At 65.4% G+C, this 24929-nt stretch carries 25 protein-coding genes; 13 read left to right on the top strand and 12 right to left on the bottom strand.

The genetic code is table 11. The features are described from left to right. Positions 1-29 precede the first annotated feature (29 nt). Positions 30-1457 (bottom strand): benzoyl-CoA 2,3-epoxidase subunit BoxB, encoded by a 1428-nt coding sequence (boxB, locus tag ABCV34_RS00625; RefSeq protein ID WP_345797315.1) that lies wholly within the window; start codon positions 1455-1457, stop codon positions 30-32. Positions 1458-1499: 42 nt separating this feature from the next. Next, a complete protein-coding gene (gene boxC / locus ABCV34_RS00620) occupies positions 1500-3161 on the bottom strand; it encodes a 2,3-epoxybenzoyl-CoA dihydrolase (RefSeq protein WP_345797314.1) in 1662 nt (553 codons plus the stop codon). Positions 3162-3488: 327 nt separating this feature from the next. Between boxC and ABCV34_RS00615 the strand changes: the two genes are divergently transcribed. From ABCV34_RS00615 to ABCV34_RS00575, 9 genes are all read left to right on the top strand, one after another. Continuing rightward, positions 3489-3950, top strand: coding sequence for a DUF4863 family protein (locus tag ABCV34_RS00615; RefSeq protein ID WP_345797313.1), 462 nt, complete (start codon positions 3489-3491; stop codon positions 3948-3950). Between the two features lie 67 nt (positions 3951-4017). Continuing rightward, the gene (locus ABCV34_RS00610) at positions 4018-5565 is read left to right on the top strand and encodes a 3,4-dehydroadipyl-CoA semialdehyde dehydrogenase (protein WP_345797312.1); all 1548 of its coding nucleotides are present in this window, start codon (positions 4018-4020) and stop codon (positions 5563-5565) included. A gap of 63 nt (positions 5566-5628) precedes the next feature. Then, positions 5629-7191 carry a benzoate-CoA ligase family protein gene (locus ABCV34_RS00605; protein ID WP_345797311.1) on the top strand — a complete coding sequence of 521 codons (1563 nt, stop codon included), beginning with the start codon at positions 5629-5631 and terminating at the stop codon, positions 7189-7191. Between the two features lie 11 nt (positions 7192-7202). After that, entirely contained in the window at positions 7203-8039 is an 837-nt protein-coding gene (locus tag ABCV34_RS00600; protein ID WP_345797310.1) for an alpha/beta hydrolase, read from the top strand. Between the two features lie 62 nt (positions 8040-8101). After that, a complete protein-coding gene (locus ABCV34_RS00595; RefSeq protein WP_345797309.1) occupies positions 8102-9259 on the top strand; it encodes an ABC transporter substrate-binding protein in 1158 nt (385 codons plus the stop codon). Positions 9260-9274: 15 nt separating this feature from the next. Further along, the gene (locus ABCV34_RS00590; RefSeq protein ID WP_345797308.1) at positions 9275-10156 is read left to right on the top strand and encodes a branched-chain amino acid ABC transporter permease; all 882 of its coding nucleotides are present in this window, start codon (positions 9275-9277) and stop codon (positions 10154-10156) included. A gap of 108 nt (positions 10157-10264) precedes the next feature. Next, on the top strand, positions 10265-11173 hold the full coding sequence (locus ABCV34_RS00585) for a branched-chain amino acid ABC transporter permease (RefSeq protein ID WP_345798654.1): 909 nt from the start codon (positions 10265-10267) through the stop codon (positions 11171-11173). Further along, a complete protein-coding gene (locus ABCV34_RS00580; protein WP_345797307.1) occupies positions 11170-11925 on the top strand; it encodes an ABC transporter ATP-binding protein in 756 nt (251 codons plus the stop codon). Before ABCV34_RS00585 ends, ABCV34_RS00580 begins: the two co-directional genes overlap by 4 nt. Next, positions 11922-12632 (top strand): ABC transporter ATP-binding protein, encoded by a 711-nt coding sequence (locus ABCV34_RS00575; protein ID WP_345797306.1) that lies wholly within the window; start codon positions 11922-11924, stop codon positions 12630-12632. The genes ABCV34_RS00580 and ABCV34_RS00575 overlap by 4 nt, the downstream gene beginning before the upstream one ends. A 22-nt stretch (positions 12633-12654) precedes the next feature. Here the strand turns inward: ABCV34_RS00575 and ABCV34_RS00570 are convergent, their stop codons facing one another. The 6 genes from ABCV34_RS00570 to mog form a co-directional block, all read right to left on the bottom strand. After that, positions 12655-13767, bottom strand: a complete 1113-nt coding sequence (locus ABCV34_RS00570) for an L-threonylcarbamoyladenylate synthase (protein WP_345797305.1) — start codon at positions 13765-13767, stop codon at positions 12655-12657. Then, positions 13760-14914 carry a 5-(carboxyamino)imidazole ribonucleotide synthase gene (locus ABCV34_RS00565; protein ID WP_345797304.1) on the bottom strand — a complete coding sequence of 385 codons (1155 nt, stop codon included), beginning with the start codon at positions 14912-14914 and terminating at the stop codon, positions 13760-13762. The genes ABCV34_RS00570 and ABCV34_RS00565 overlap by 8 nt, the downstream gene beginning before the upstream one ends. Then, positions 14911-15381, bottom strand: coding sequence for a 5-(carboxyamino)imidazole ribonucleotide mutase (purE, locus tag ABCV34_RS00560; RefSeq protein ID WP_345798653.1), 471 nt, complete (start codon positions 15379-15381; stop codon positions 14911-14913). The genes ABCV34_RS00565 and purE overlap by 4 nt, the downstream gene beginning before the upstream one ends. 95 nt (positions 15382-15476) lie before the next feature. Beyond that, positions 15477-16367, bottom strand: coding sequence for a phosphoribosylaminoimidazolesuccinocarboxamide synthase (locus ABCV34_RS00555; RefSeq protein ID WP_345798652.1), 891 nt, complete (start codon positions 16365-16367; stop codon positions 15477-15479). A 3-nt stretch (positions 16368-16370) separates the two neighbouring features. Beyond that, positions 16371-17435 (bottom strand): class II fructose-bisphosphate aldolase, encoded by a 1065-nt coding sequence (fba, locus tag ABCV34_RS00550; protein ID WP_345797303.1) that lies wholly within the window; start codon positions 17433-17435, stop codon positions 16371-16373. Positions 17436-17569: 134 nt separating this feature from the next. Beyond that, positions 17570-18196, bottom strand: a complete 627-nt coding sequence (gene mog, locus ABCV34_RS00545; RefSeq protein WP_345797302.1) for a molybdopterin adenylyltransferase — start codon at positions 18194-18196, stop codon at positions 17570-17572. Positions 18197-18240: 44 nt separating this feature from the next. Here mog and ABCV34_RS00540 point away from each other — a divergent pair, with 44 nt between their 5' ends. Both ABCV34_RS00540 and ABCV34_RS00535 read left to right on the top strand, forming a co-directional pair. Then, positions 18241-19128 carry a hypothetical protein gene (locus ABCV34_RS00540; protein WP_345797301.1) on the top strand — a complete coding sequence of 296 codons (888 nt, stop codon included), beginning with the start codon at positions 18241-18243 and terminating at the stop codon, positions 19126-19128. Positions 19129-19142: 14 nt separating this feature from the next. Next, positions 19143-20012, top strand: a complete 870-nt coding sequence (locus ABCV34_RS00535; protein WP_345797300.1) for a TOBE domain-containing protein — start codon at positions 19143-19145, stop codon at positions 20010-20012. A 4-nt stretch (positions 20013-20016) separates the two neighbouring features. Here the strand turns inward: ABCV34_RS00535 and ABCV34_RS00530 are convergent, their stop codons facing one another. From ABCV34_RS00530 to modA, 3 genes are read right to left on the bottom strand one after another with little or no spacing between them, the layout of a single operon-like run. After that, entirely contained in the window at positions 20017-20790 is a 774-nt protein-coding gene (locus tag ABCV34_RS00530) for an ATP-binding cassette domain-containing protein (RefSeq protein WP_345797299.1), read from the bottom strand. Next, positions 20787-21473 (bottom strand): molybdate ABC transporter permease subunit, encoded by a 687-nt coding sequence (gene modB, locus ABCV34_RS00525; RefSeq protein ID WP_345797298.1) that lies wholly within the window; start codon positions 21471-21473, stop codon positions 20787-20789. Before modB ends, ABCV34_RS00530 begins: the two co-directional genes overlap by 4 nt. 4 nt (positions 21474-21477) lie before the next feature. After that, entirely contained in the window at positions 21478-22227 is a 750-nt protein-coding gene (gene modA / locus ABCV34_RS00520; RefSeq protein ID WP_345798651.1) for a molybdate ABC transporter substrate-binding protein, read from the bottom strand. Between the two features lie 186 nt (positions 22228-22413). Here modA and xerD point away from each other — a divergent pair, with 186 nt between their 5' ends. Both xerD and ABCV34_RS00510 read left to right on the top strand, forming a co-directional pair. Beyond that, entirely contained in the window at positions 22414-23319 is a 906-nt protein-coding gene (gene xerD, locus ABCV34_RS00515; protein WP_345797297.1) for a site-specific tyrosine recombinase XerD, read from the top strand. Between the two features lie 241 nt (positions 23320-23560). Next, a complete protein-coding gene (locus tag ABCV34_RS00510; protein WP_345797296.1) occupies positions 23561-24058 on the top strand; it encodes an aminoacyl-tRNA deacylase in 498 nt (165 codons plus the stop codon). A gap of 9 nt (positions 24059-24067) precedes the next feature. Here ABCV34_RS00510 and ABCV34_RS00505 read toward each other — a convergent pair whose 3' ends face one another. Further along, the gene (locus tag ABCV34_RS00505; protein ID WP_345797295.1) at positions 24068-24925 is read right to left on the bottom strand and encodes an endo alpha-1,4 polygalactosaminidase; all 858 of its coding nucleotides are present in this window, start codon (positions 24923-24925) and stop codon (positions 24068-24070) included. Between the last annotated feature and the right edge of the window lie 4 nt (positions 24926-24929).

Below are 24929 nucleotides of genomic sequence, written 5' to 3'. Positions count from 1 at the left end.
GCGCGCCGTACCGGCGCACGGCCCGGCGCTCAGTTGAAACGAACGTACTCGAAATCCACCGGCTGGCGGTTGATGCCGATGACCGGCGGCGCGATCCAGTTGGCGAATTTGCCGGGCTCGGCCACACGCCCCATCAACGACGCCACGAAGGCACGGTCTTCCGCGGTCGGCAGCCACTCGTCCTGATGCACGCGCCATTGTTCCTCGGTCAGCAGATGTCCATCCGGCGACACCCGGATCTCGGACAGCGAGCCGATCTTGCGATTGAAAGCCTTGTGCGGCGTGATCAGGCGAAAATCGATGCCGTGCTTTTCCAGCACCCGGTTCCAGCGGCTCACACCGCCCACCGAATCCTTGATGAAGTCGTCGCGCAGCACTTCATTGAGGGCATTGAGCATCGGCACCTCGACCTCGCGCAACTGGCCGTCGATGACTTTGAGGACGCGATAGGTGTCATTTTTCAGCTGATGATCGTCCGTACGCTTGCTTTCTTCATAGCGGCCCTTCAGCCCCGCGCTGTAATACGTGGCCGCGTTCGAAGACTCGTCGGCGCCGAACAGGTCGATCGTGACGCTGAAGTGGAAGTTCAGGTAACGCTGGATGGTCGGCAGATCGATCACGCCCGCTTTACGCAACACGGCGGGATCGTCCGTCTTGAGTTCGTTCATCATTTCGGCGGTTCGCTGCACGACGCGGGATACCCCCGACTCGCCGACGAACATGTGATGCGCTTCCTCGGTCAGCATGAAGCGGGTCGTGCGCGCCAGGGGATCGAAGCAGGACTCGGTGAGCGCGCTGAGCTGGAATTTGCCGTCGCGGTCGGTGAAATACGTGAACATGTAGAAGGCCAGCCAGTCCGGGGTCTTCTCGTTGAATGCGCCCAGGATGCGCGGGCTGTCCTCGCTGCCCGAATTGCGCTGCAGCAGCGCATCGGCTTCCTCGCGGCCATCGCGGCCGAAATAGCGGTGCAGCAGATAGGCCATGGCCCACAAATGGCGGCCTTCCTCGACATTGACCTGGAACAGGTTGCGCAGATCGTACAGAGACGGCGCCGTCAGCCCAAGGTGGCGCTGCTGCTCGACCGAGGCGGGTTCCGTGTCGCCCTGGGTGACGATGATGCGCCGCAGATTCGCGCGGTACTCGCCGGGGGCGTCCTGCCAGACGTCCTTGCCCTTGTTCTCGCCAAAATGCATCTTGCGCTGACCGTCCTGCGGCGTCAGGAAGATACCCCAGCGATAATCCGGCATCTTCACGTGGTCGAAATGGGCCCAGCCATCGGGATTGACGCTGGTTGCCGTGCGCAGGTAGACATCGAAGCCATGCGAACCGTCCGGCCCCATGCTCTGCCACCAGTTCAGGTAATTGGGCTGCCAGTGCTCCAGGGCGCGCTGCAAGGCGCGGTCCTCGGACAGGTTCACGTTGTTGGGGATCTTCTGGGAATAATCGATACCAGTCATGGTGCTGTCTCCTAGTGGAATTGCTGACCTGTTCGCATCAAATCAGACGCGGACCCAGTCAAAGTTGGCTTTTTCGCCCTTGCCATACACCTTCAGTGCGCCCTTCTCGCCCGCCGCATTGGGGCGATAGAAAATCCAGTTCTGCCAGGCGGTGAGCCGGCCGAACACACGCGTTTCCATGGTCTCCTGACCACCAAACCGGAGATTGGCCTCCAGCCCCGTCAGCGCATCCGGGGAAAGCGCGGCGCGCTCTTCGAGCAGCAGCCGGATCTCCTCGTCCCAGTCCAGTTCGTCGAGCGTGAAGGTCACCAGTCCGAGGTCCTCGGCCTCACGCGCGGACAACAGCGTCTCGGCGCGTGCGCGCAAAGGCTCGAGAGCCGCTTCCTCGCTGTGAAACCGTGCACGCAGGCGCGACTGGCCATCGACCCGGGGATAGCTGCCGAAGTTCATGGCGCTCAGGGCAACCACCGCGGGCCGCTCGACGGAGGTTTCATCCAGCATGTAGCTACGGTCGCAGGCCAGCGCGATTTCGAGGAGCGTACCGACGAAGCACGAACCTGGCTCCACCAGGGCAAACAGCGAGCGGGACGTGACTTCCAGGCGCGCCAGCGTGCGGCGCAACATGCCGACGGTTTCGCGCACGAACCAGTGGCTGTCCCCCAGCCGCGCGAGTACGCCGTCGACTTCCAGCATGCGATTGGCATCCCCCTGGCTGCGCAACACCCAGGTGCCGATCTCCGGCTCGTTGGTGCGCATCTGCAGGATGGCATCATCGAGTTCGCGGGCAAACTGCAGAGGCCACCAGGCCGCACCCTGCGCGACGATCGCCGCTGGGTCCATGGCCACATCGCCATCCGGCCCGCGCAACAACCAGTTGGCCACACGGTTCTCGCGGTCGATCGTGACTTCGACGTGGCGATAGACCAGACGATCCACCCCGTCTTCCCGTTCAATCCGGGTCAGTGCCACACCCTGCGCATCCGCGGGACGATCGCTCTGCAAGGCCAGCTCCGCCGCCCGGGCCATCACTTCCTGCTGGAAATGGGCGGGCTTGATCAGATCGTCCACCAGGCGCCAGCTCTTGGCACGCTGTCCGCGCACCCCTTCGGTCAGCGTGCAGAAAATATCCGCCCGATCGTGGCGCACCTTGCGCTTGTCGGTGACGCGTGTCAGCCCGCCCGTCCCGGGCAGCACACCGAGCAACGGCACTTCGGGCAACGACACCGCCGAGGAATTGTCATCGATCAACAGGATCTGATCGCAGGACAGCGCCAGTTCGTAACCACCGCCCGCGCAGGCGCCATTGACGGCGGCAATGAACTTCAAGCCGCTATGGCGGCTGGAATCCTCCATGCCATTGCGCGTCTCGTTGGTGAACTTGCAGAAATTGACTTTCCAGGCGTGGGTGGAAAGGCCCAGCATGAAAATGTTGGCGCCCGAACAGAAGATGCGGTCCTTCAGGCTGGTCACCACCACGGTGCGGACCTCCGGGTGCTCGAAGCGGATGCGCTGCAACGCATCGTGGAGCTCGATGTCCACGCCCAGATCATAGGAATTCAGCTTGAGGCGATAGCCGGACTTGAGGCCGCCATCCTCGGCCACGTCCATGGCCAGGGTTGCGACTGCGCCGTCGAAAGAAAGCGACCAGTGCCGATACTGGCTGGGGTCGGTGCGGTAATCGATTCGCTGGACATTTTGGCTCATGTCATCTCTCCATGAAAATGAATTATTGTGCATTTCTTCAATGCGACCTGAATTTTTATGCATAATAATGCACTGATTGACGTGAGTCAAATTTTTTCTTCATAGTTTATGAAATCCAATTCATCTTCTCCAGCGAATTCTCCTCCTGAAAGGAGGGATCGATACCAACGTCAGCTTATCGGAAACCCTAGAATCTCATTAAATATGCACTATATTGCTTGACACACATCAAGTCGGAACTTACTGTAAGCACACCGCGACAAACTTCCGCCGCCCCATCGCCAGGACTTCCGCCCCCATACGGAACACGGCGAAAGCGCTTACACCATGACCCATGACACGCTTCTTCACCTGCTGCAGCCCGTTACCCGGTTCATCGGTGGACGACCCCTCGACGCCGCACTGGGCGAGGATCTCAACCGGAAATTCCCCGCCGGCGGCGCGCTGTACCACCAGATCCTGACGATCTGCCTCGACGGCACACGCGATGGCTGGGTCTGTGCCAAAGAACACGGCGGCATCCGTTATGGCCGCGTCATACCGCCCGATGCGCAACTCGACGGTTTCTCGTGCGACATCGTGCTCATGAAGAATCTGGTCGGCCCCCGCCACACACATCCATCCGGCGAAATCGACCTGAATCTGCCGATCGACGGCAACGCCCGCTTCGACGATCACCCGGCAGGCTGGCTGGTCTACGGCCCCCAGACCACACACCGGCCGACCGTCTCGTCGGGCGAGTCCTACGTTCTCTATCTGCTGCCCAACGGGGAAATCGACTTCCACTGAACGTCGACTTCCATTGGATGCGATCCCCGCAGTCCCTTTCCGAATCCCGCGCGAACCGATACCCATCATGACCATCGAATTACTGAACCACACAGAATCCACCTGGCATCCCACGTCGGCGGGCACGCGTCAGGCACTTCTGGATCCGGTGCTGGGCACGACGCTTGCCTGGGCCGGCGCGGATCAGATCGACATGGCGGGCTGCTACCGCTGGGCACGCACCCACGGCGGCGGCGCGCTACGGTCCATGACCTACCCCCAACGAGCCGATCTGCTCGATCAGATCCATCAGACACTGCAGTCCCGCCGGGACCACTACCTGGATATTTCATTGCGAAACTCCGGCACCGTCGAACGCGACAGTTCGATCGACGTGGACGGTGCGCTGTATACGCTGTCCTACTATGCGAAGCTGGGCCGTGCACTGCCGGACGCCCACCGCCTGATCGACGGCGACCGTGCTTCGCTGTGCCGCGACGGGTCCTTCGCCAGCCAGCACATCCTGGTGCCATCCCACGGTGTGGCGCTGCTGATCAACGCATTCAACTTCCCGGCCTGGGGCCTCTGGGAGAAAGCCGCGCCTGCCCTGCTGTCCGGCGTGCCGATCGTGGTCAAACCGGCGACGGCGACGGCATGGCTGACCTGGGAAATGGTTCGTGACGTGCTCGAGGCCGGCATCCTGCCGGACGGCGCCCTGAGCATCGTCTGTGGCCGTCCCGCCGGGCTGCTCGATGCGCTCGACCCGCTGGACATGGTGTCCTTCACCGGGTCGGCGGACACAGCGGCCGAACTGCGCGGGCACCCCCGCATCCTGCGCGACGGCGTGCGTTTCAACGCGGAAACCGACAGCATCAACAGCGCCATCCTCGGCCCTGACGGCAGCCTTCAGGCCGAAGAGCAACTGGTGCGCGAAGTGGAGCGCGAACTGACGAGCAAATCGGGGCAGAAGTGCACCGCCATCCGCCGCATCATGGTGCCCGCAAAGCGCTATGACGACGTCGCTCAGGCACTGGAGGCCCGTCTTGCCAAAGTCACCGTCGGTGACCCGCGCACGCCGGGCATCCGCATGGGCAGCCTCGTCAGCCGCAGCCAACGCGCCGCGGTGGACACCGGCATCGACACGCTCTCGGGCTCCTGCGACAGGCTCTTCGACGGCCGCAACCGCATCACCGTCCAGGCCCCGGAAGACAGCGCCTGCGTGCCCCCGACGCTCTTTGGCACCCAGGATCCGGATCGGCATCCGCTGGTCCACCAGACCGAGGTGTTCGGCCCGGTTGCCACCCTCATGCCCTACCGCGACATGGCACACGCATTGGACCTGGCGCGGCGTGGAATGGGCTCATTGGTGGCCTCGGTCTATGGCGAAGACCCATCCACACTGGCGCACGCGGCGGCACACCTGGCGGAAAGCCACGGACGCGTCCACCTGATCAGCCCCGATACGGCCAAAACCCAGACCGGACACGGCAACGCCATGCCGCAATCCAATCACGGCGGCCCTGGCCGCGCGGGCGGCGGCCAGGAACTCGGCGGCCTGCGCGCACTGAATTTCTATCATCGCCAGGCCGCCATCCAAGGGGCCGCCGGCGTCCTCGGCCAGATCACACCCGCTTGAGCATCGCGAAAGAGACTCTCGCGACCCGACAACCCATTCAAACTCGATGATTCGGAGACAACCATGGCACCTTGCCCGGAGCAACTGAACTTTGCACGGCACCTGTTCGACCTCAATGCAGGCCGTGCAACAAAAACAGCCTACCTGGATGGCCAGCGATCGCTCAGCTACGGCGAACTGGAGCAGCGCAGCATCCGATTCGCCGGCCTGCTCAAGCAACTGGGCCTGCACCGGGAAGAGCGCATCCTGCTGCTCATGCACGACACCGTGGATTGGCCGGTCTGCTTCCTGGGATCGCTGCTGGCCGGTGTGGTCCCCATCGCGGCCAATACCCTGCTGACCGCGGACGACTACGCCTACATCCTGCAAAACAGCCGCTGCCAGGCTGCTTTCGTCTCCCAGGCGTTGCTGCCCGTGCTGCAACGGGCCATGCTCAAGGTCAGCCACGAAGTCGCCCATATCGTGGTGGCTCAGCCAGAGCTGCCGCTGTCTGAAGGGATGATCGACTTCGAGGCCGCGCTGGCGCAGGCCCCCGCACCGACTCCCGTGGACACGCAGACCGACGAGACGGCGTTCTGGCTGTACTCCTCGGGATCCACCGGACTGCCCAAGGCCGTGGTGCATACGCATGGCAACCTGTGGTATACGGCGGAGCTCTATGGCAAGCCGATCCTGGGCGTGCGCGAGAGCGATACCGTGTTTTCCGCCGCCAAGATGTTTTTCGCCTATGGGCTAGGCAACGCGCTGACGTTTCCGCTGTCGGTGGGGGCGACTGTCCTTCTGCTGTCGGGCCGCCCCACGGCGGACGCCGTGTTCGAACATCTGACCCGCCACCGCCCGACCATATTCTGCGGCGTCCCCACCCTGTACGCCAGCATGCTGTCCTCGCCACAGCTGCCATCGAAGGAACAGCTGACCCTGCGAGTTTGCGCATCGGCCGGAGAAGCGCTGCCCAAGGACCTGGGCGACCGCTTCACGGAACATTTCGGCTGCTACATCCTGGACGGCATCGGATCGACCGAGATGCTGCATATCTTCCTGACCAACCAGCCTGGCGACATTCATTACGGCACGACCGGCAAACCCGTCCCGGGCTACGAGGTCGAGCTGCGCGACGAGGCCGGAAACCCGACCCCGGTCGGCCAGATCGGCGATCTGTACATCAAAGGACCCAGCGCGGCACTCATGTACTGGCACAACCGCAAGAAGTCGCACGATACCTTTCTGGGCGAGTGGCTCAAGAGCGGCGACAAGTACACCGTGGATGCCCAAGGCTACTATACCTACGCCGGTCGCAGCGACGACATGATCAAGGTCAGCGGGCAGTATGTCTCTCCCGCGGAGGTGGAAGGCACGCTGATCCGCCACCCCCTCGTGCTCGAGGCCGCCGTCATCGGCGCGCCCGACCACGAAGGTCTGATCAAGACGATCGCGTATGTCGTCCTGCGCCCCGGCACGACCCATAGCGAAGCCATCGAGCTCGAACTCAAGACCTTCGTCAAATCCAACCTGGCGCCGCACAAGTATCCGCGCATCATCATCTTCCTGGACGATCTGCCCAAGACCGCCACCGGCAAGATCCAGCGCTTCCGCCTGCGGCAGCAACACGAGAGCGTCCCCGCGTAAAGACCATGAACATGCCGACATCATCCGCCAGCAGCCCGACCACCGTCCCCATCCGGCTTCAGGACCGGGCGCTGGAGATCGAGTACCGCCTCATCGCCCCGGAACGGCGCGATGCCGATCTGCTGGTCTTCCTGCACGAGGGCCTGGGATCCGTGGCGCTCTGGAAAAGCTGGCCGGATGAGCTGTGCGCGGCCACCGGCTGCCGGGGACTGGTGTTTTCGCGCGATGGCTACGGGGCCAGCACCCCAAGGCCGGAGGCGATGCGCTGGCCCACGCACTTCATGCATGACCAGGCGCGCGAAGCCTTGCCGGTCCTCTTCAAAGCCCTGGGTCTGGATCGCGAGCGACCCATTCTGTTCGGCCACAGCGACGGCGGCTCGATCGCCCTGCTCTACGCAGCCATGTATCCTGAACGCGTCAAGGCCATTGCCGTAGCGGCTCCGCACGTCTTCGTGGAAGACCAGACCATCGCCAGTATCGAACAGGCGCGCGAGACGTATCTCAAAACGGATCTCAAGTACAAGCTGAGCCGCTACCACCGCGATGCGGACTCGGCCTTCTGGGGCTGGAACGACATCTGGCTGGATCCCGCATTCCGCGCCTGGAACATCGAATCTTTCCTGCCGTCGATCCGCTGCCCCATCCTGGCCATCCAGGGCGAGGACGACCAGTACGGATCCCTGGAACAGATCCTGCGCATCCAGCGGCAGGCGCCTCAGACGCAACTCTGCGTGCTGAGCGGCTGCCGTCACTCGCCCCATGTCGACCAACCCCAGGCCACCATCGAGGCGGTGGTCCGGTTCATGGAAAACCTGACCGTCCCCCAACAAGCAATCCACAGTCAATAAGCCAACCCAAACCGCAAGCCCGGCCCCATAACGGGTAACGCGGTTCACCCCGGAGGAGAACCATGCAGAAAACCATCACCCGCGCCTTGCTGGCTGCCACTGTCAGCCTGGCTTGCACCCAAGCCGGCGCGACCGTCAAGGTGGGCTTCATGCTGCCTTACAGCGGCACCTACGCGAAGCTCGGCGAGGCCATCGAGAACGGCTTCAAACTCTATGTCGCCGAACAAGGCGGCAAGCTGGCCGGCCAGGATATCCAATACTTCAAGGTGGACGACGAATCCGACCCGTCGAAGGCGACGGAGAACGCCAACCGTCTCATCAAGCGCGACCAGGTGGACATTCTGGTGGGCACGGTGCACTCCGGCGTGGCCCTGGCCCTGGCCAAGGCGGCGAAGGCGGCCGACACCACGCTCATCATCCCGAACGCGGGTGCCGACGCCATCACGGGTCCGCTATGCTCGAAGGAAGTCTTCCGCACATCCTTCACCAACTGGCAACCAGGTTACGCCATGGGCCAGGTCGCACGCGAAAAAGGCTATAAGACGGCCATCACGATCACCTGGAACTACGCCGCCGGCAAAGAGGCGACCGACGGCTTCAAGGAAGGTTTCGAGAAGGCTGGCGGCAAGGTCACCAAACGCTTGATGCTGCCATTTCCCAAGGTCGAGTTCCAGCCGCTGCTGACCGAGATCGCCGCTGAAAAACCGGATGCGGTGTTCACGTTCTTCGCCGGTGGCGGGGCGGTCAAGTTTGTCAAGGACTACGCGGATGCCGGTCTGCGCACGCGCGTTCCGCTGCTGGCCAGCGGGTTCCTGACGGACGGCACCCTGGAAGCGCAAGGCGACGCGGCCCAGGGGTTGCTGACGACCCTGCATTACGCCGACGGGCTGGACAACCCGAAGGACAAGGTCTTCCGGGCCAGCTACACCAAGGCCTACCCGGCCATCGCGCCCGATGTCTACGCGGTCCAGGGCTATGACGCAGCCCAACTGCTGGCAACCGGCCTGAACGCCGTCAAGGGCGATGCCAGCCAGAAGGGTGCCATGCGCCAGGCCATGCAAGGCGCAACGATCGACAGCCCGCGCGGCACATTCAAGCTGTCCAAGGCGGGCAACCCCATTCAGGATATCTACCTGCGGGAAGTCCGGGGGACCGCCAACCAGGTCATCGGGATTGCGTCAAAAGCGCTCGCCGATCCCGCCCGCGGCTGCAAGCTGTAAGCCGGAGCGCCCTCCATGGACCCGATCATATTCCTGATCCAGTGCCTCAATGCCGTGCAATACGGACTGTTGCTGTTCCTGATCGCCAGCGGCTTGACGCTGATTTTCGGCATCATGGGCATCATCAACCTGGCGCACGGCAGCTTCTACATGATCGGGGCCTACATGGCCTTCGCGCTGCAGCCGGTCGTCCAGCAGTTTCTGGGGGGTGGATTCGTCGCCACCGTGGTGGTCTGCGTCCTGCTGGCCACCGCGTTGGGCTACGTGCTGGAATGGGCCTTCTTCAGCTTTCTCTATACCCGGGATCACCTGCAGCAGGTCCTGATGACCTACGGTCTGATCCTGGTCTTCGAGGAACTGCGCAGCATCCTGATCGGCAACGACGTGCACGGGCTGACACTCCCCGAATGGCTGGATGGCTCGATCACGCTGGGCGGCGTGATGACTTACCCGGTCTACCGGCTGTTCATCTCGGTCGTCTGCATGGCGGTCGCACTCTCCATGTACCTGGTGCTGACCCGGACCCGCCTGGGGATGAAGATCCGCGCCGGCGCCAGCAACCGGGAAATGATCAGCTCGCTGGGCATCAACATCCAGCGCCTGTACCGGATCGTGTTCGCCATCGGCGTATCCCTGGCGGCGCTTGCCGGCGCCATCGCCGCGCCGGTCACCTCGGTGTACCCCGGCATGGGTCATTCGGTCCTGATCATCAGCTTCGTGATCGTGGTGATCGGCGGCATCGGGTCGATCCGGGGCGCGTTTCTGGCAGCCATGCTGGTGGGTTTCGTCGATACCTTCGGCCAGGTGTTCTTCCCTGGCATCGCCGGCATGCTGGCCTACCTGCTGATGGCCTTGATTCTGCTCTTCAAGCCACAAGGACTTTTCACTCGAGGCTGAATCATGCGCATCACAAAAACCGCCGCCCCGATCCTGATCACGCTCGGCATTCTTGCCATCCTGCCGTGGGTAGTCAACGAATACTACGCGGGCCTGGCCGTCAAGATCATGATCTATGGCCTGTTCGCCATGAGCCTGCAACTGCTTGTGGGGGGCGCCGGCCTGATCAGTCTGGGACACGCCGCTTTCTTTGGCGCGGGGGCCTATGCCACCGCCCTGCTCGCGCCCGAATCCGGCGCGGGGAATTTCTTCTTCCTGGTGCCCAGCGTGCTGGCGGCCGCCATGGCCTATGCCGCGATCACGGGAGCGCTGTCCCTGCGCACCCGCGGCATCTATTTCATCATGATCACGCTGGCCTTCGCGCAAATGGCCTACTACGTGTTCCACGATACGCAATTCGGCGGCGGCAGCGACGGGATCTATCTGTATTTCCGCCCCGAATGGCGCCTGGGAGACTGGACACTGCTGAATATCGACGAGCCGCGCGCCTTTTACCTGTTCGTGCTGTCCACCCTGGGCCTGGTCTGGATCTTTCTGACCGTGCTGGGGGGCTCGCGCTTTGGCGCGGCACTCAACGGCATCCGCATCAACGAGCAGCGCATGCGCGCCGCCGGGTACTCGACTTTCGCCTACAAATTCGTGGCGTACCTTCTGGCCGCCGGACTGGCCGGCATTGCCGGCATGCTCCATGCCACCAAGGACGGCTTCATCAATCCGGAACTGCTCAACTGGGAACAATCCGGGCTGGTATTGCTCATGGTGATCATGGGCGGCAGCGGGCGTCTATGGGGCGCATTGCTGGGCGCGCTGTGCCTGATCCTGCTGGAAGAGCTCTTTCAATCCGAAGCCCTTTTCGGCGCCTTGGCAGGGCACTGGCACCTGACATTCGGCCTGACCATCATCGTGCTGGTCGCGCTGCTGCCCCAGGGGCTCGCAGGCCTGTCGCATCGCCCCCGGAAACGCCGGAAAACCCCGGCTCTACCCGAGCCCACCTCATCCTACACGCCACAGCCATGAACGATTCCATTGTTTTCTCGGCCCGCAATGTCTCGCGCCGCTTCGGCGGCCTGCAAGCCCTGGACAAAGTCTGCATCGACTTGCCGCTCGGCAACATCCACGCGGTGATCGGCACCAACGGCGCCGGCAAGTCCACGCTGGTCAACGTGCTCTCGGGCGAGCTGTCAGCCGACAGCGGCGAGATCCGGATGCAGGGCCGGGACATCACCCGCTGGGTGCAGCCACGGCGCGCCCGGGCCGGTGTCGGCCGCAGCTACCAGCGAACGACCATATTTCCCAGCCTGTCGCTGCACGAAAACTGCCGCCTGGCCGCTCAGGCCGGCTATCAGCGATTCTGGCGCTGGCTGCAACCCGCCACCGCCTGTCGGCGGTCCAACGAGGCCGCCGAACGCGTCCTGGAACAAACCGGACTGCAGTCCCTGCGGCATCAGCCGGCCGGATCCCTGTCTCACGGCAAGAAGCGTCAGCTGGAGATCGCCATGAGCCTGACCACCGAACCGCAGGTGCTGCTGCTCGACGAGCCGCTGGCCGGCATGGGCCCGGAGGAAACCGAGCGCATGCTGCAACTGCTCGAGTCGCTGCGGGACGAACATGCCATTTTGCTGATCGAGCACGATATGGATGCCGTCTTCCGGATTGCGGATACCATCACCGTCATGGTCAATGGCTCGGTCATCGCGCATGGCAGTCCGGAATCGATCCGCGGCAATACGGACGTTCAGGCAGCCTACCTGGGAACGGAAGCATCATGACGGCCATCGTCGAAGCCCAGGACCTGCACACCTTCTATGGCGAAAGCCATATCCTGCGGGGAGTCAGCCTGCGGATCCAGGCAGGCGAGGCGGTCGGCTTGCTGGGGCGCAACGGCATGGGCAAAACCACCCTGATCCGCGCACTGGTGGGCCATCTCCGGCCGGCCAGGGGCACGATCCGGTTTCACGAACGGACACCAGGCCCGCGCCCACCGCACGAGGTCGCGCGGCTTGGCATCGCCTACGTCCCGGAAGGGCGCGGCATCTTCCCCAACCTGAGCGTACGGGAAAATCTGCTGGTCGCTGCGGGGCCGGGCCATACCGGGAAGAACACCTGGACCCTGGACAGGATCCTGACGGTATTCCCGCGACTGACCGAGCGGATGCGGCACGGCGGGCACCAACTGTCAGGCGGAGAACAGCAGATGCTGGCCATCGGCCGGGCCCTGCTCACCAATCCGGACATGCTGATCCTGGACGAGGCAACCGAAGGCCTCGCTCCCCTGGTCGTCGAGGAAATCTGGCGCGTCATTCACAGCATCCGGGAAGCCGGCGTCGCCACCCTGATCGTGGACCGGAACTACCGCAAGATCCTGGCCCACACCGACCGATGCATCATCCTTCAGAAGGGGGTGGTGGCAATCGAGGACAGCAGCCCGGCGCTCGGCTCGCGGGAAGACGTGCTGAGCCGCTATCTGGGCGTCTGATGCTTGCCGTATCGGGGGAGGCTTAGGGCCTGCTCACGCCAAACGCCGCCGCGGCGCGCCCGATCCGGTCATTGACGCCCTGCCAGGCCGGGTCTTGGGGCGGGCGCTGCAGCAGGATGCGGTCATAGCCGGCGGCATCCAGTTCCCGCAGCAAGGCGTACAGCCGACGGGCATAGACGACCGGATCGGCGGGCACCACCACCCAGTCCACCCCCCGGGGTGCGGGACCCGGGGGTGCTTCCAGGATGACGACCGCCGTGCGAGGCTGCCAAAGCCCGGATGGGACGACGAGGCCCGACGGCCCGGCAGCCGCGATTGTCTCGACCCGCGCGACGCCCGAGGCGAATGCGGCAGCCGGATCGGGCGACCGCAGCCAGGCGGCCAGGTCGGCCGAGTCCACCAGCGCCACCGGGGTATGCGGCGCATAGTGCGCCTTGAGCGACCCCGAAACGCGGGGCGCAGCAGCGTCGGGCTGCGCCGGCAGATCGCCCAGCACTTCGGCCAGCTGCAGGATGTTGATGTGCCCGGGGCGCAGCAGCGTGGGGCCCACGCCCTGATCCAGGCGCGACAGATCCAGAATGGTCGACTCGATACCGACCTGGGATTCCCCGCCTTCCAGAATCATCAGGGCCTGCGCATCGAGTTCGGGAAATTCGTGGCGGACATGATCCGGGTGGGTGGGCGACACCTGGCCGAACTGATTGGCCGATGGCGCCGCCACCCCGCCGCAGCCGTGCGGCTTGAGGCTGGCAAAGACATGCAACAGGGTCTGCGCAATGGGGTGCGAAGGGCAGCGCAAGCCGATGCTGGCCTGACCGCCGCTGACGGCATCCGGAATACGCGCGGCGCGCGGCAGGATCAGCGTCAGCGGACCCGGCCAGAACGCCGCCATCAGCTGACGCGCCTGGGGCGGCACCGAGGCCGCCCAGTAGCCAGGATCCGTATCCGGCGCCAGATGAACGATGATCGGATGATTGGCCGGGCGTTTTTTGGCGGCATAGATCAGGGCCACCGCCTGGGGATTTTCCGCATCGGCCCCCAGGCCATACACCGTTTCGGTCGGAAAGGCGACCAGGCGCCCCTGAGCCAGGCGGTGGGCGGCCTCGATGATCCGGGTCTGATCGACCTTAGGCATCGGGCAACCCCAGCACAGCGGCCACCCGGGCGATGCGCGCATGCAGTTCCGCCGCGTCGCGTCCCAGGATATTCACGTGGCCCATCTTGCGGCCCCGGCGCGCCTCGGATTTGGCATACAGATGCAGCCGCGTGCCCGGCACCGCCAGCACACCCGCCCAATCCGGCTCGCGGTGCGCCCCCCGGGCATCGAACCACAGATCGCCCAGCAGATTGAGCATGGCCGCCGGACAGAGCATGTCGGCCGACCCCAGCGGCAGACGCGCCATGACGCGGGCCTGCTGCTCGAACTGGCTGACCAGGCAGCTGTCCTGCGTATGATGGCCGCTGTTGTGCGGGCGCGGCGCCATCTCGTTGGCGATCACCCGCCCGTCGCGCAGCACGAAGAATTCCACGCACAGCACTCCGTGGTAATCCAGGTGGTCGGCAATCCGCAGGGCATGGTCACGCGCCTGATCGGCAATCGGCGCGGGAATCGTGCCGTCCACCACGGACAGCGCGAGGATACCGTCCCGGTGGGTGTTGCGCGCCGGTGGATAGGAGACCGCCCGTCCATCCAGACCGCGAGCCACGACCACGGAAATCTCGGTATCCAGCGGCTGCAGGGCTTCGAGGATGCAGGGAACACCACGCATGGCCTCGAAGGCCTGCAGCGCCTGAGCCCGGTCGGCCACCCTGGCCTGCCCTTTGCCGTCATAACCGAAGCGGGCCGTCTTCAGGATGCCTGGAAACAGCGTCTGCGCGCAGGCATCCAGGTCGGACGCCTGATGCACGGCGGCATGATCCGCCACCGGCACACCCGATGCCCTCAGGTAGGCCTTTTCCGCCAAACGATCCTGCGCCACCGCCACGGCGTCGCCCGACGGTGTGGTCAGGCAGTGTCGCGCCAGATGCCGCAGGCTGTCGGCGGGCACGTTTTCGAATTCGGTGGTGACGGCCACGCACAGCCGCCCGATCTCGTCGAGGGCCCGTGGATCGTCATACGCGGCGCGCAGGTGCCGATCGGCCACCCCGCCGGCGGGACTGGATTGCGCCGGATCGAGCACCACGACGTGATAGCCCAGCGCCTGAGCCGACTGACAAAACATGCGTCCCAGCTGGCCACCGCCCAGCACTCCCAACCAGGAGCCGGAAGCGGCCGGCGTCATGATGCCTCCGGGGGTACCCGCATGGCGCGGGCCGCCTCGGTCTGGCGTGCGCGGTAGTCCTGCAGGCGTTGCAGCAGGTCGGCGTCCGTCATGGCCAGATTGGCCACGACATGCAGGGCCGCATTGGCCGCGCCCGATTCGCCGATGGCGAACGTGCCGACCGGCACACCGCGCGGCATCTGCACGATGGACAACAGGGAATCCTCGCCGCGCAGGTAGCGCGACGGGACCGGCACCCCGAACACGGGCACCGGCGTGAGCGCCGCCATCATGCCCGGCAGATGGGCTGCCCCGCCCGCCCCGGCCACGATGGCGCGCAGACCGCGCGCGACCGCCTGGGCGCCGTATTCGACCATATCCAGCGGCATGCGGTGGGCCGACACGACCCGGGCCTCGTAGGCGATACCGAATTCGTCGAACACGGCGGCCGCGTGGCGCATCACATCCCAATCGCTGGAAGAGCCCATGACCAGGCCTACGATCGGCGCGGCGGATGCGGATCCCGTACCGCCGGTCCCCCGCGACGCCAGACCGCCCGGCCGTTCCGACGCGGGAGCCGCCGTCATGCCGCCCCCCGCGTCAGGCGATCGAGCGCTTCCTGGTATTTGGCGGCGGTGCGATCCATGACGTCGGCCGGCAGGCGCGGTGCGGGCGGCGTCTTGTCCCAGGACTGGGTTTCCAGCCAGTCGCGCACGAACTGCTTGTCGAAGGACGGCGGGCTGATGCCCACTGCATAGCCGTCGGCCGGCCAGAAACGCGAGGAATCCGGCGTCAGGACCTCGTCCATCAGGTGCAGGGTGCCGCGCACATCCAGGCCGAATTCGAATTTCGTGTCGGCGATCAGGATGCCCTGGCCGCGCGCGAAATCGGCCGCCTCGGCATAGAGCGCCAAGGTCACACGGCGCAGTTCGTTCGCCAGATCCGAACCCACCTGGGCCACGACGTAAGCAAAGTCGACGTTCTCGTCGTGCTGACCGAATTCGGCCTTGGCCGCCGGGGTGAAGATGGGTTCAGGCAATTTTTCCGCCTGACGCAGGCCGGGCGGCAGGGCGATCCCGCACACAGAGCCCGTCGCCTGGTAGTCCTTCCAGCCCGAGCCGATCAGATAGCCGCGCGCGACGGCCTCGACCAGGATGGGTTCCAGGCGCTTGACGACCATGGCCCGGCCGGCGACCTGGTCGCGTTCTTCAGGCGCGACCACGTCTTCCGGGGCGATCCCCGTGGCGTGTGTGGGAATCAGATGGCCCAGGCGTTTCAGCCAGAATTCGGTCAGGGCCGTCAGGACCTTGCCCTTGCCGGGAATCGGATCGTCCAGAATCACGTCGAAGGCCGAGATCCGGTCGGTGGCGACGATGAGCAGTTTGTCTTCGCCCACGGCGTACATGTCGCGGACCTTGCCGCGCCCCAGCAAGGGCAGCGACTGGATGGTGGATTGGAGCAAGGCCTTCATCAGGATTTATTTCACCAGTTGCTTGAGTTCGCCCGCCGCGTAGCGCGCCGCCATGTCGGACAAGGGGATCGCCTTGATCTTCGAGGCTTGGCCCGCCGTGCCGAACTGCTCGTAGCGGGCCAGGCAGACTTTCTTTGCCGCTTCGCGCGCGGGTTTCAGGTATTCGCGCGGATCGAACTTGCCGGGGTTTTCCGCCAGGAAGCGACGGATCGCGCCGGTCATGGCCAGGCGGATGTCGGTGTCGATATTGACCTTCCGGACGCCGAATTTGATGGCTTCCTGAAGCTCTTCCACCGGCACGCCGTAGGTTTCCTTCATGTCGCCACCGAACTGGCGGATCTCGGCCAGCAGTTCCTGGGGCACGCTGGAGCTGCCGTGCATCACCAGATGGGTGTTCGGCAGACGGGCGTGGATTTCCTTGATCCGCTGCACGGACAGGATGTCGCCAGTGGGCTTGCGGGTGAATTTATAGGCGCCGTGGCTGGTGCCGACCGCGATCGCCAGGGCGTCGAGCTGGGTCTGCTTGACGAAATCGGCGGCCTGTTCCGGATCGGTCAGCAGCTGTTCACGCGTCATGGTGCCCTCGGCGCCATGACCGTCTTCCTTGTCGCCCTTCATGGTTTCCAGCGAGCCCAGGCAGCCCAGTTCGCCTTCGACGGTGATGCCCAGCGGATGCGCCATGCCCACCACCCGTCGGGTGACGTCCAGGTTGTATTCGTAGGAAGAGATTGTCTTGCCGTCGGCCATCAGCGAGCCATCCATCATGACACTGGAAAAACCCAGATCGATGGCGCCCCGGCAGACGTCGGGCGACTGGCCGTGGTCCTGGTGCATGACGACCGGGATGTGCGGATAGGACTCGACGGCGGCCTGGATCAGGTATTTCAGGAAGCCTTCGCCGGCATATTTTCGGGCGCCGGCCGAGGCCTGCATGATGACGGGGCTGTCGGTCTGGGCGGCGGCCTCCATGATGGCCTGGACCTGCTCCAGATTGTTGACGTTGAAGGCGGGGATCCCGTAGCCGTGTTCGGCGGCGTGATCGAGGAGCTGACGCATGGAAACCAGGGCCATGGCTGGACCTCCAGAAGGATGAAATAGTGAAAAAACCGGATTCCGGGATTTTAAGGCGGAATGGGAATCGCTGCTGCGGTGCCCGGGTACGCCGTTCACCGCGACGACGGGTATGCGCCAGTGCCCGGGACCGATCAGGCTCCGCGCCGGGCCGACTTGGGCCGGAAGGCCCGGACCACGGTCTCGTGCGTTTCCACGTAAGGGCCGCCGATCAGGTCCAGGCAGTAGGGCACTGCGGCGAAGATACCCGGCACCTGAACGACGCCGTCGTCGCCTCGCAGACCTTCCAGGGTTTCACGGATGGCCTTCGGCTGACCGGGAAGATTGATGATCAGCGCGGCGTGGTCGGGCAGTTCCCGCAGGACGGCCACCTGCCGCGACAGGATCGCGGTGGGCACGAACTTCAGGCTGACCTGGCGCATCTGCTCGCCAAATCCAGGCATCTCGCGCGTGGCCACGTCCAGAGTGGCCTCCGGCGTCACGTCCCGACGGGACGGGCCGGTGCCGCCGGTCGTCAGCACCAGATCGCAACGCGCCTCATCGACCAGTTCGCGCAAGGTGGCCGCGATGCCCTCGCGCTCGTCGGGAATCAACCGCGACACGATTAGCGGGGCCTGTGTCAGGGCCTGCCCCAGCCAGTCGGACAGGGCGGGAATGCCCTGATCCTGGTAGGCGCCGGACGAGGCCCTGTCGGATACGGACACCAGGCCCACAATGAGCTGGTCGGGGTGGCTGCGCTGCAAGGGAAAGGTAGCGGACATAGGATAGACTGGTACGCATTCGGAAATACCCACCATTCTATGAGATGAATACCCTGTTGCTGGTCGGAGGCGATCTGTGCCTGCGGACCGCCGCCCTGCTGGACCCCGTCGAATGGGCCTGCACCGGCCTGCGCCGCCGGGCCATGCCCGCCACGCCGGGCTCGCTGATGCGCTGGATTCAGGCAGACCTCGGCAGGCCCGACAGCCTGGCGCTGTGGGGGCCGGCGGGCCGTGACGTGGCGGCCTGTCCAGCCCCGACGCATCTGCTGTATGCCCCCGCCCCCGGCGCCCGGACCCCCGACGCCTATGCTCAGGCCTATCCTCGAGGGCTGGAGGCTCTGCTGTCGGCGCTGCCGGACCTGCACGCGGTAAAGCGCTGCGTGATGGTGGCCTCTTCGGCCATCTGGGGGCCGGGCGCCGACGGGGCCTGGATCACCGAGGACACGCCGCCCAACCCGGGCGATTTCCGGGGGGCGCCGATGCTGGCCGCCGAAGCCCTGCTGCGGCAGCAACTGCCCGGGCGCGGAGTGACCCTGTGTCTGTCCGGCCTGTACGGCCCGGGGCGCCTGCGTCTGATCGACGGCCTGCGGGCCGGCCGGATCACCGCTCCGGGCGGCCCCGGTCACTGGGCCAACCGGATCCATGTGGACGACGCCGCCCGGGCCTGCGCCCACCTGCTGACACTTCCCAGCCCTCATTCCAGCTACATCGGCACGGACGACCATCCCTGGCCGACGGCGCAGCTCTATGCCGCGCTGGCACAGCTGGCCGGCGGCCCCCCGCCAGCCACCCTGCCGCGCCCCGCCGACGGCAAGCGCCTGTCCAATGCCCGGTTGCGGGCGAGCGGCTGGCACCCCGTCTGGCCCGACGCGCGGGACGGATACGCCGCCCTGATGGCGGATACGGCCACACCTGCCGTCCTGAACCAGTAACGAGCCCCCCGACCATGTCAGACGCCTCGCTCCCCTCCGCGCCCGATCACACCGGCATCGAACTCACGACCACACTCAGCCTGAGCAGCGGCGAGCAACGCTGGGGCTCGGAACGGCGCATGGCCCTGCTGGCGGCAATCGACACCGAAGGCTCGATCAGCGCGGCGGCGCGCAAGGTCGGCCTCAGCTACAAGGCGGCCTGGGATGCCGTGGACATGATGAACAGTCTGGCCGGCGGCCTGCTCGTCGAGCGCATCACCGGCGGCAAACGCGGCGGCGGCGCGTTATTGACGACGCGGGCCCGCGAACTGGTCGCCTGGTATCAGGCCGTGCAGGCTGAACACCGACGATTCATGGATGTCCTGTCACGCTTCGGCCCGGATGGCGCGCGCAACCTGGACCTGCTGCACAGCATGGCCCTGCAGACCTCGGCACGCAACCGCTTCGAAGGCATCATCCGCCGGATCGAATCCGGCCGGGTCAACGACCGCCTGCACCTTCAGCTGGATGAGCAGGTCACCCTGACGGCGACGCTGACGCACGCCAGCACCGAGCGCCTGGCTCTGGCGCCGGGGCGTCGGGCTCTGGCTTTCATCAAGGCGCAGGCCATCCACATCCGGCCCATCGGGGCGGCCGACCATCCAGACGGCACGGAAAATTCATCGGCCGGGGAATTGCCGGCTGACATGGCCTGCTGGAGCGGGCGCGTCAGCCATCGGACCGATGGAGATGGCCTGGGGGAAATCAGCCTGGACATCACGCCGCACATCCGGATCACCGGCCTGACGGCGGCCCGGGACTTCGCCGACCCCGGGCTGGATATGGGCTCGACGGCCCAGGCCTGCTTTCAGAGCCGGGATGTCCTGATCGGCACACTGGACTGACCCATCAGCGCCCGCCTGTGGCAGCCTGCGGAAATCGCTGCGACCCGGCCACGGATTCCTGTCCGCGGATCTCGCCCTGGGCAATATGGAAAACCTGATCGGCCAGCGCCTCGACGTCGGCCGGGTCATGCGTGATCAGGACGGTCGGGATATCGATATCCCGCTGCAGCTGGGCCAGTTCCGCCCGCATCCGGGCACGCAGATCCGCATCCAGCGCCGACAACGGTTCGTCCAGCAGCAGCAGCCCCGGGTCGGTGGACAAGGCCCGCGCCAGCGCCACCCGCTGACGCTGGCCACCGGATAGTTCGGCCGGGTAACGCCCCAGCAGCCCACCCAGGTGGAAGGCTCGCACCCAGCGCTGCGCCGCCGCCGGCAGGCTGCGCCGGCCGAACCACCAGCGAACGTCACCGCTGTCGGCGCGGTGCCCCGGAAACGTCCAGCCATGCCAGTTCAGCCAGCCTCGCTGCAGACCAAAGCCAATGTTCTGGCGGACGGTAAGATACGGGAACAGGGCATAGTCCTGGAACAGATAGGCCAGACACCGCTCGCGCGGCGGGACGTCGATGCCTGCGGCATGGTCGAACAACACCCGTCCGTCCACCACGATCCGCCCCTGCGTGGGCCGCAGCAGGCCGGCAATCGCCTGCATCGTCAGCGTCTTGCCAGCCCCGGACGGCCCGAACAGGGCCACACGTCGGGCATCGGTTCGCCAGCGCGGCCGCAGCAGGAAGCCGTCCTGCCCACCGACCTGGCACCGGATATCGACGTCGAGGCTCATGTCGCGCTCCGGGCGCGGCGCGCGGCACGCCCCCCCGGCATCAGCCAGGCCGCCAGACACAACACGACGACGCACGTCGCCGAGGTCACCAGCACCAGGATATTGGCCGTGCCGTCATCACCCGCCTGGACCGCCTCGTAGATGGCGATCGACAGGGTCTGTGTCTTCCCGGGGATATTGCCGGCCACCATCAGTGTCGCGCCGAATTCCCCCAGGGCCCGTGCGAAAGCCAGCAGCACCCCGGCCAGGATGCCGCGCCCGGCCAGAGGCAGACTGACGCGAAAGAACACCGCCGCCGGGGACAGCCCCAGCACGGCGGCCGCCTGCTCCAGCCGATGGTCCACGTCCAGGAAAGCCGCCCGGGCTGCCTTCAGCACCATGGGCAGCGCCACGATCGCCGCCGCCACGACGGCGCCCTGCCAGGTGAAGACCAGCTCGATGCCGTGCGACTGCAGCCAGGCCCCCAGCCAGCCGCGCCGGCCAAACAGCACCAGCAAGTAATAGCCGGTGACGGTGGGCGGCAGCACCATCGGCAAGGTCAGGAAGGCATCGACCACATCGCTGGCACGCGACGACCAGCGCGACAGGCCATAGGCGACCGCAACCCCGCCGACCGTCGCCAGGACGGTCGCCCAGCCGGCCACTTTCAGGGACAGCAGCAAGGGCACCCAGAGACCGGACATGATGTCAGGGCCTGGCAAACCCATATCGCGCCAGCACAGCCTGGCCGTCCGGCGAGACGACATATTTCAGGAAGCCGGCGGCTTCCGGCGCCAGGCCGTCGCGCCGCACCAGCGCGATCGGATAGACCACCGGTTCGGGCGTGTCGACGGTCCGCACGACCTTGACCTTGTCCCTCATGACGGCGGCATCGGTGGCGAACACGAACCCGGCGTCCACCTCGCCACGCTCGACATAGCTGAGTACCTGACGCACGTTCTGGCCCAGGATCTCGCGCGACTGAACCGCATCCCAGGCGCCGGCCTTTTCGAGCGCCACGCGGGCATACCTGCCCACCGGCACCGAATCCGGGTTGCCCAGCGCGATCCGCTTGACCTCGGGTTTTTCCAGATCCTTCAGCGACCCGATGTGACGTGGATTGTCGGCCGGCACGACCAGCACGATTTCGTTGCGCACAAAGTTCACCCGGGTGGCCGGGTCGATCGCCTCGGCGGCGGCCGCCTTGTCCATGGCCTTCTGGTCGGCGGACGCAAAAACGTCGGCCGGCGCCCCTTCGATAATCTGGCGCAACACGACATCCGAAGCCCCGAACGTAGTCAGCACCTTCGTGCCCGGATGGGCGGCCTCGTACCGGGATGCCAGATCCTTGAATGCATTGGTCAGGCTGGCGGCCCCCGATACCAGTACCTCGCCCGCCATGACGGGGACCATGGCGCAGGACAAAACCCCTGCAATCAACACACGGTGAAACGGCATCATTCACAACTCCGGTAGTCTCGAACTGATTTCCGGTATCGTAATATATATAGGTATATTCCGCTATCAGGCTGCGACCACAAATGGAGACGCCTCCGGCAGGGGCGGTAAAATAGGCGCCGGACCACCCCCGTTGCCCGCCACTTTCGCACCGTTTCCCGTGTTTCCCGCCTGATCTGCCCAGACATGGCTATTTCGCCTTCGCCCTTTCCCACGATCGATGCATTTCTGGATGCCCTATGGCTGGAAGACGGCCTGGCGGACAACACCTTGTCGGCTTACCGCAGGGACCTCACCGCATTCGCCCACTGGCTGCGGGCCGCGCAGGACCGCCCCCCCGAATCGGCGCACCGCGAAGACATCCAGGCCTGGCTGGCGGCGCAACACCAGCAGACCAAGGCGAGCACGGCCAACCGCCGTCTGGCGGCACTGCGCCGCTTCTACCTGTGGGCGCTGCGTCGCAGCCTGTGCCACGAAGACCCTTGCCTGGGCCTGCACAGCGCCCGCCAGCCCGCCCGTTTCCCCAAGACCCTGTCCGAAGCCCAGGTCGATGCCCTGCTGGAAGCCCCAGACACCGACACCACGCTGGGCTTGCGTGACCGCGCCATGCTGGAAACCCTGTATGCCACGGGCCTGCGCGTCAGCGAACTGGTGCACCTGACAGTGCAGGACACCAGCCTGAACGACGGAGTGGTGCGCGTGGTCATGGGCAAAGGCGCGAAGGACCGTCTGGTGCCGCTGGGCGCCGAAGCCCTGCACTGGATCGAACGATATCTGCGCGAAAGCCGCCCCGCCATCCTGGGGGCGCGTCTCTGCGATGCCCTGTTCGCCACGACACGCGGGGCGGCCATGACCCGCCAGGCGTTCTGGCTGCTGATCCGGAAATACGCCCACCAAGCCGACATCCGGGTCCCGCTCTCGCCCCACGTGCTGCGTCACGCCTTTGCCACCCATCTATTGAACCACGGCGCCGACCTGCGCGTCGTGCAGATGCTGCTGGGCCATGCCGACATCTCCACCACGCAGATTTACACCCACGTCGCCCGCGAGCGGCTGAAAACCCTGCACGCGCAGCATCACCCACGGGCATGACGACCGGCCGGACGGCCACCCACCGGATCCCAGCCCACTTACCCACATCCCCCGTGGATAACTCGATGGACAACCGTAGGACAGATTCGTCACAGCCAGACCTGGCGCGGGTTTGAGGTTCCGCGGTCGATGCGGGACCACCAGGCAACCGGCCCCCTTCCGAATACGGATAACACCCAACACACTGAAGCGAAGAAATCGGACACAATTCACGGTGGGTGATTTACACCACCGGAAACCCATGTCAAAGACCAAGCACACCTCTGAAACGCCGGCCACCCACTGGCTGCGGCAGCGGAAAATCCCGTTCGGCGAACACCCCTACGACTACGTGGACCACGGCGGCGCGCGCGAAGCGGCGCATCAGCTGGGGGTACCACCGCACCAGGTTGCCAAGACCCTGATCATGGAAGACGAGCACGGCCATCCGCTGGTGGTGCTGATGCACGGCGATTGCGAGGTTTCCACCAAAAACCTGGCGCGCCAGACCGGCGCCAAAAAAATTGTCCCCTGCACGCCGGACACGGCCCAGCGCAATTCCGGCTACCAGGTCGGCGGCACATCGCCGTTCGCCACGCGCAAGCAGATGCCCGTGTGGGTCGAGCAGACCCTGCTGGACTACGACACGATCTATCTGAACGGCGGGCGGCGCGGGTATCTGATCAGCATCGCATCCAGCGTGCTGACTCGGGAATTGGGAGGAAAGCCGGTGCAGGTGGCGCTAGGCGACGAACACTGACCGGAAAACTCAGGGCAGCACATCGACATCCACCGTCTGCAAGTGCCCGTCGCCGACATAGGGGATGATGCCGTGCGCACGGATTCTCTGCGCGGTGTCCCGGGCACAGACATGATCCTCGGGCGGGCAGTAATCGATGGCGACCACGGGCAGGCCGTACTCCCGGACAGTCTGCGTCTGCCCCAGAAGCCAGGCCCGGTCCGTCTCGGAAACCACCACATACTTCCCCTGGGCCTGGCTCCAGCCGCGATACAAGGATTCGAAGGCGACCGCATCCACCTGGTCATGCAGATCGGGCAACAGTTCGAAACCCCGGTTCAGGATCAGCATGGCCTGCGGATACGCCCGCCGCAGGGCACGGATCAGCCGCACCAGTCCCTGGCGCTGACGCTCCAGCATCGCGGCATCCTTTCCCAGCAACTGATAGGAATCGAGCGTATCCAGGAAAAACCCCTGGTAGCCGGCCTTCCACAAAGGCGCCGCCACGCGGGAAACAAAAAAATCGGACCAGCCTGGGGCCGACTGATCGATGATCCGCGCCTGCCAGGTATCGTTGCGGCCCGCCAGCCACTGCCGTGGCATCTGGGCGAAGTAGGGCCGCGAGGCCAACACCTCGCCCACACTGACATAGGCCAGCCAGCGGGTCCGACCCTGCCCTCGCGGCGGCGGCACGAAGTCGTGATCGGGTTCGAGCACAGCCACATCGAAGCGGGACAATTCGGACACTGGCGCCGCGCCACCGTAATAGAACACGATACTGGAGAAATCCGCAGCGCCCGCAGGCCTGGCCAGCCCCCAAAGGACCAGGGGCATCCACAGGATCCCGCGCCGGAACCAGGCACCGACGACCGCCAGGACAGAAACCATGCGT

It is taken from the genome of Castellaniella sp. MT123 (assembly GCF_039614765.1).
GTDB lineage: Bacteria > Pseudomonadota > Gammaproteobacteria > Burkholderiales > Burkholderiaceae_B > Castellaniella.
This window is presented reverse-complemented; position numbering and strand designations above follow the sequence as displayed.